This is a genomic window from Daejeonella sp., assembly GCF_037719425.1.
Lineage (GTDB): Bacteria > Bacteroidota > Bacteroidia > Sphingobacteriales > Sphingobacteriaceae > Daejeonella.
Map to the genome: position 1 here is coordinate 6607 of NZ_JBBJNI010000119.1, position 7192 is coordinate 13798.

Genomic DNA, 7192 nt, shown 5'->3' on the forward strand with positions numbered 1-7192 from the left:
CCATACTTCTTCTTTAATGCCGGTTTCGTAAAAAATATTCTTTACCTATGATTAACTTTAAGTTGCAGCGGCTTTTCAAAATCCTTATCCATTTGGTAGGGTAATATCCGCACTTTTCCTTTTTTGTTGCTATAATATAGCACTGATTCTGAAAATGCGTCGGTGTTTCCATCGGCCCAAAAAGCATAAAATTCATTCTGTGCATTTAATGGCCTTCTTACATAAGTATGATTACGGATGCTGTTTTGCGTTACCCGCCTTTTTTTAATCCAGGTTAAGCCTTCGTCTTTGCTTTCCCATAAGGCGATTTCTCCACCAGCGCCATACTTTTGTGGTCCTGGCTCCGTGGGCCCAACAATTTGCCAGGTTTTTTTGTCGATATATAAAGAACCCATATCATAATTATGGGTTGAAGAACTTACTTTATGAAAATTCCACTGCCCGTTTTTCCAGTGAATAATCATCCAGTCACGTGGATCGCTTTTGGGGCCGGGTTCAAAGCCTGTGCTTACTACGGTAAGTATAACCGGATTACCCTGCTCATCAAAATTGAGATCATTCAGGTAAACTAATTTTCTTTCAGACTCATAATCCTTTACCAGTGCTTTACTTTGCTTATTTATTAAGGGCGTTGGCATGATTTCTCCATGTATGTTCTTCCATGTTTTGCCCATATCATCCGTTTGCAGCAGGTAAATATTTGTCCGTTTATTCACATCACCTCCGGGATGATAATTAAAAGCAGTTACCAGTTTTCCATCCTTAATGTTTGATATTTGATAATGGCCGCCCATGCCGGCAAGTTTTTGCTCTGGTTCCCATATATCACCGCCTTTACTAGTGGTCCAGTATAATTCTCTTCCTTTTGTATATTTTGTAAACAAGTAAACAAAGCCTTTATCTTTTACAAACCAGGGTTGCGGATAGGTCATTTCCCCGGTTAAAATTTGCTCGAACTTGTCTATCTGGTAAGGCGTGCTGCTTTTAAAGATTAAGCCCGGTCTTACTGTATTTCTTCCACTTACAAAAACCCATATATAACCCTTGTCATCTATAGATAGCGAAGCATTGTCATGAGGATCATCTGTGTTCTTTTTATCATAGACAATAACAGGCTTGGGCACTATCTTTTTTTTATGATCAAAAAAAGAGATCATTATTAGCAAATGCTTTTCGTCTTGTTGGGTAGTGCCTCCGTAAACAAAAAAAGTTTTATTTACTGGCTTGCTGTAGATGGCTATTGGTGTATGGCTGGAAGTATATGTTCCCAATCCTCCTGAATATTTATCCCCGTAAGCTGAATACTGACCTAAAGTAAACCATATTCCTTTATACCCATTTGCCCTGCTATTCTGGGCAAGAATGTTACTTGTATACAGGATTAAAGAAATAAGAATTAGATAATGCTTGTACACGGTATAAAATCAAACAAGTGTTCCATCTGTATTGAATATCTTACGACGATTCCAGCCAAGGCCTGCCTACCTTCAGGCTGGCTGGAATCTCCTAAAATTTCCCCTAGACGCTTGTCAGCGAAAGCTCAATGTCATTAAGTTAAGCTTATACCACTAACATTAATACGTCATATTTAGGTTCCCGCCTTCGCGGGAATGACAACTTTTTTGGAAAAATAGGAGATTCCAGCCTGCGCTGGAATCGCAACTTGTTATTGTTCCAATAAACAATCTCGCCGAGGTGACGCAAAAACTCAGTAATGAGACAATGAAGATTACTCAGATTCCAGCGAAGGCTGGAATCTCCCCAATACCTCTCTATGTCTTGTCATTCTGGCGAAAGCCAGAACCTCCCGTCCCTTAACTTAATGACATTGAGCGAACGCTGGAATCTCCAGAATGCACAACCATATCTGCAACCGCAGGCAGGCTGAATCTCCCCCAATGTATTATCACATCTGCATCAGCGAATGAAATAATATATAGGTCCTACTTCCCATTCCACATATCCAACGCTGCCGTTTTTTTGATTTTCTTTTTACCATGACTTCCCGGTACAAGGGAAACATCAAAAGCAGTTTTTGAATTTGCGGGCAGTGTTACAGTAAAGCCTACCAGCGTAGTACCGGGGTTGGGAGCGTCGTATGAATTGGGCGGATCTGTTGACCATGTCTGCATCTTGATTTTTCCGGACCCTTTCACCTGAAGCATCAACGTTTTACCATTCTTGCTTAGCTCTGCTTTATGGCTTCCGATAATTTTAACATTTGCCGGAGTGAGCATCGTCCAGCGGATGGTTGTTTCTTTGTTGAGCGACTCAATTTCATCCCGGACCAATACGTAACTTTCATCAACTATGGCAATTCCGCGGACAGCCTTAGCAACCTGACCCTTATATACTTCTGTCATATCGGTAACGGCATTCTTAAACCCGCGGCGTTCTCCCCAGGCAGTAATAGGTGCAAAACCTTTTACATCCTGATGCTGATTATCTATCGTAAGGGTGTTATGAACCAGGTTAGTTAATCGGAAAACTGTCCATCTTTGGGCGTCCTGTGTTCTCCCAAAAAGCTGTATGCCTTTTGATTCCAGCGATTCATAGTCCTGCATTCCAAAATCCATTGCCCATCTTTGTCCGTCGGCTTCCATAATAAATGATCCGATATCCATATGAGCATGATTTACAGAAACAGATCCGCCTTTCAATCCGACGTAAACCGCATTGCTATCTGTCCAGTTGGTACGCATCATTGCTACGGGTACTTTGCCTTTTCCCAACCAGACAGTAGATTCCGGAGGTGTGATTTTATCAATACTTATACCGCCGCTCCACAGCATTATGGCCGGCAGCAGTCTGTCATTAACCAGCGATTCCCGACTGATCTTAGTCAGATAATTTTTCTCCACCCATAGAACGGAAGGATCTTTTATTTTGTTAGCAAACCAGAACATCGCTGGATGAATGCCTCCGTTGGATCCTGCATCCGAGTAGTTGAATGGTTTCGAGGACGGACCGGTCATGTTTTCCATGTAGGAAGCAGTCTTCAAAAATCCTGGCATTTCGCTCAATCCAAAATCCTTTCCAAATAACTTTTCGATGGCGCTAATAAACATCACATTAAAGCTTGTGCCATATCCCCAATAGCCATAACCTTCAGGATAAGCACCATCGGGCGAGTAATCTTTCATAGGCAATACCATGCTTTCGATAGCCCGGTTAATTATTTGCTTCGCAATAACAGGCTCATCTTCATAAATAGCCATGGCGCCATAGGTCATGCCTGCATTGCATACCTGGTTCCAGTTGTGTTCAGCTTTGAGCCAACTATTGTGTTTGGGATTGAAAGAAGGCTCCAATCCTTTTTTCAAAATAGCTTCTCTGACGATATTCCGGGTTGCTTCGGGAAGCTTGGCGTGAAGCCAGTCGTAACCGATAGCTGCAGCCATGGTCATTTCACCAACATCCAAAAAATGAGATGGGTTCCAGTCGCTGAATGCGGAGATAGCAAGAAGTTCTTTTTCTGCACGTTTCAAGTATTCATTCTTTGCTGTGGTACGGTAGGAGTAGGAAAGAAAAAATAAACGACGTAATGCTTCTCTTGACTTTCCTAATAAGCGGCGGCCGGTAAGGATTCTTTCTACCGGGGGGAGACTTACAATCTTATCAGATTCTGCCAGGATTGCCTGATGTACATTGCCCCATGTTTTGTCTTTGGCTATGGTATTTTTAATTACTGCCTCTTCGCCTGCTAACATTAATATTCTGGGATGGCCCGGGAACTTGTATGCCGTACCTATATGATCCGCCTGTGCATAAGTATCATTCAGGTTTAAAAATAGTAGTGTTAGCAGATAAACGAATACGCTTTTTAATTTCATTTTAATAAGGTTTAAATAGTATATCTCAGAATACTTATAACAGCACTACCATTAGCGTTAACAGAATTTATATAGATATATGCCCGGTATTTTCCACCCTGTGTTTCTACCCAGACTCCGGCTTCGGCTCTCAGTCCTATGGCATAATCCGGTGCATCCGATAAATTGATTTCCTGGAAATCTTTGTCGTCTACATAGATTCCAAATTGCAGCTGGGCCAGGTTTCTATCCTGCAGGTTGAATACCTTTCTTAATTTGGACTTTCTGTTTACTCCCGCAGGCAATACTACTCCGGGCAAATAAATAGGATTTGAGCCGGGAGATACTAACGCATGGCTAATAGTTGCAGGCGTTGTGCCGAACAGGTAAACCAGGTCTATTTTCCCGGCAACAGAAGCTGCAGTAGCAGCAGTGTAAACCGCCATATCCTCGACAGAGATGTAAGCACTACTGTTATTTGAGACAGCGATATTACGCTTAATGTCCATTTTAGAGACATTATAAGGTCCTAACTTATAAGAAACCGAACCGCCATCGCTGCTGGTCGCAGAAAAGGTAAACGACACAGATTTGCCCCTTGCTTCTTCAGGAACCACGTAAAAGTACCTCAGGGTAGCGGCATTTGTATCTACCGTAAACGTGACCTTTGTAAAGTTGCCATCTTTCACTGAAGGGCTGCCTACCAGCACGGGTACATCCTGTCCGCTGGAATTGGTATTAAACGACCGGTGTTCCAGGAAAGTACCCGGAGCACCGGCAATAGACGCTTCTACCTTTGCACTAAGTAATTTACCCTTAGCTTTTGGAAGAGCCATGGCATAGGCAAATTCGATAGGCAAACCAATGATATTGGGACCCAGAGTTCTTTTAATACAATCATTGGTTAGCTCCGATACAGGCTCCGGATTTTCATATTCTTTTTCCTGACACGAAGCCAGGCCCAAAATGAGTAGTATGGCTACGAGAGCTGATTTGTTCCTTGAATTGAATATAGATTTCATCATGATTTTGTGCGATTATTATTGGTATTTGATGATGAGCTTATAGGGTTTCCTGATGTTGCGGTTACCCGAGATAACAGTATAGACTTTTGGATTTGACAGATCAGAGAGATCCACCTTGCCTACAATTTTGGGGTCTAATTTACAGTCTGAAGACAAGGTGAACTGCGGATATACGTTCTTTAGATCTGTACCAAAAAGAACTTCCACCTGCACAGTTTGTGCAAGGGTATCAATTACAGGAACTTTCGACCTAACGGTTACGAAATCGCTACCTAATAGTTCAAAATTAACAACAGCACATTCTGTACGAGTCGTAATCAGCAATCCGTCTTCATCCACTGGTATATCTTTCTCACAGGCTGTAATTACCAGGGCAATGAGCAGGAATAGAAATGCTGTCTGAAAATATTTTTTCATCATAATATGTTTAAATGTGTTCAATTAAAATGAATTAAAACCAAGGTTCGTTCTGTGTTAAATTTGGATTACGATCACGCTCTCCGGGCGGGATCCTGAAAATATAATTTTGCTGATAAGTCCGATCAGCTGTGTTCTGGTAAAAGCGTTCCTGGTTGGCTCCCCAGGTATCTTGACGCCACACTCCGGCACTACCGGGGCCGCCCCAAATTTTTTCGATAGCCCTCCAGCGGCGCAGATCAAATCCTCTTTGTCCTTCACCCACCAGTTCAACAATACGCTCCTGCTCAATAGCATCGAAAAAGGCCTGCTTACCGGCAAATTTAGCAGGGCCTAAAGCCGGAAGGTTACCCCGGCGTCTGATGGTGTTAAGCAAAGCAATCGCATCTGCCTGCGGACCGCTAACTTCATTGGTAGCCTCAGCATACATCAGGTAAACATCTGCCAGGCGCATCACCGGAAAGTAGTAATCACCTTCGCTTCTTCCCAGACCTTCATAGTTTCTTACAAATTTACGAAAGATGTATCCGGAGTTAGAACCATCTGTATTGTAACTAATAAATTTTTCCCCGTTAATGGTAACATTTGCTGCCCAGGTCTGATAGATAAAAGGAGAGAAACCGGTAGATTTCAAAGCGGCTAATCCGATGATCATTTCAAAATCCCATAGAATGGTAGATTTCATCCGGTAATCCCTGTTGGCATAGGTATTCGGGTTTACAGCCGAATTAAGCGTAGTTCTTGCCGCGGGATTGGTAGTAGGGTTTAACTGGATCATTTTAGGAGCAAAATCGCCCGTAGTAATTAATTGATACCGGTCTGCCAATTCATAACGCGGGGAAATCCAGCATTGTGAGCCTTCAATGGTACGGCCCGAAAAATCACGCATTAATTCTTCCCCCTGCGAAGGATTTGCAGGTATACCCATGTGCGTAAAAGCCATGATCATTTCAGGGTTGCCATTGGCTTTAGGAGTAAATAATTCGAAATAATTAGGCAGAATATCGGCTTTCCCCAATGGATCAATCTGTCCCGGGTCACCATTTTTATAAAGTGTTAAGCCATACTCGTTTATTACCTTTTTAAAATCCGCAGCAGCTGCTGTAAAAGAAGCAGTTGCTTCTGCACTGTTCTGCTCAAATCCTTTCAGTTCAGGCCAGCCATTTTTCTTCCAACTCCCCCAGAACAGATGTAATTTTCCACGAAATGCGAGTGCGGCGGGTTTGCTTACGCGACCTAATGCGACACCTTTGACGGGTAATTTTTCAAACGCATACGTAAAATCAGCCATAATAGAGTCTCTCACCTGCCCAATGGGAAGGCGGGCAAGGCCTGACACTTCAGAGTTGTCATTAATCACCTTAGAAATATAAGGAACATCCCCCCACATAGAAATCAGGCGGAAGTAAGACATGCCACGTAACAGACGAGCTTCAGCTATAATGCCTTCCAGCTTGGTAAGTGTCGCTCCCTGAGCCGTGGGAATCATTCTTTTGTTAACATTCTCGATAACATAGTTTGTGCGGTTAACAGCCCCATACAGGTAACGGTAGTACTTATCAAAACCACCTCCATATCCCGACGGGCCAAAACTAGCTCCCTGATAGGCATCTCCACGCAATATATTTCCACTGGTACCGCTGGTGCCCCGAACCCGGGTGTATTCTCCATTCCCGTCAAAATAATAATCACGATCAAAAACAGCCCGGGTTGCCGCATAAGCACCCATCAAAGCAATAGTAGCATCCTCTTCTGTTTTCCAGAAAGCTTCCGTAGCCAGATCGGTAGTCGGCTCCTGCTCAAGAAGATCCTTCTTGCAGGAGCTTTGGAATATCATCAATCCGATGATAAGGCTTATGAATAAAATTTTTGTATTAAGTTTCATTTCAATTATATTTTTTGGCTGAGTACATGAATTTGAACAGCTGTTAAAACGTA

At 42.7% G+C, this 7192-nt stretch carries 5 protein-coding genes; all 5 read right to left on the minus strand.

The features are described 5' to 3' along the window. Nucleotides 1–41 precede the first annotated feature (41 nt). Complete coding sequence (locus tag WKF69_RS14430) at nucleotides 42–1415, minus strand: BNR-4 repeat-containing protein (protein WP_340382777.1); 1374 nt, start codon at nucleotides 1413–1415, stop codon at nucleotides 42–44. A 528-nt stretch (nucleotides 1416–1943) separates the two neighbouring features. Beyond that, complete coding sequence (locus WKF69_RS14435; RefSeq protein WP_340382778.1) at nucleotides 1944–3833, minus strand: heparinase II/III family protein; 1890 nt, start codon at nucleotides 3831–3833, stop codon at nucleotides 1944–1946. An 11-nt stretch (nucleotides 3834–3844) separates the two neighbouring features. Next, nucleotides 3845–4837, minus strand: a complete 993-nt coding sequence (locus WKF69_RS14440; RefSeq protein WP_340382779.1) for a DUF4466 family protein — start codon at nucleotides 4835–4837, stop codon at nucleotides 3845–3847. A 15-nt stretch (nucleotides 4838–4852) separates the two neighbouring features. Continuing rightward, a complete protein-coding gene (locus WKF69_RS14445; RefSeq protein WP_340382780.1) occupies nucleotides 4853–5257 on the minus strand; it encodes a hypothetical protein in 405 nt (134 codons plus the stop codon). Between the two features lie 31 nt (nucleotides 5258–5288). After that, the coding region (locus tag WKF69_RS14450) for a RagB/SusD family nutrient uptake outer membrane protein (protein ID WP_340382781.1) at nucleotides 5289–7192 on the minus strand (1904 nt) is incomplete at its 5' end.

What these genes read in the sequence shown, in the direction of transcription:
- WKF69_RS14435 (WP_340382778.1), bottom strand. Translation starts at nt 3,833, where the DNA reads ATGAAATTAAAAAGCGTATTCGTTTATCTGCTAACACTACTATTTTTA.
- WKF69_RS14440 (WP_340382779.1), bottom strand. Translation starts at nt 4,837, where the DNA reads ATGATGAAATCTATATTCAATTCAAGGAACAAATCAGCTCTCGTAGCC.
- WKF69_RS14445 (WP_340382780.1), bottom strand. Translation starts at nt 5,257, where the DNA reads ATGATGAAAAAATATTTTCAGACAGCATTTCTATTCCTGCTCATTGCC.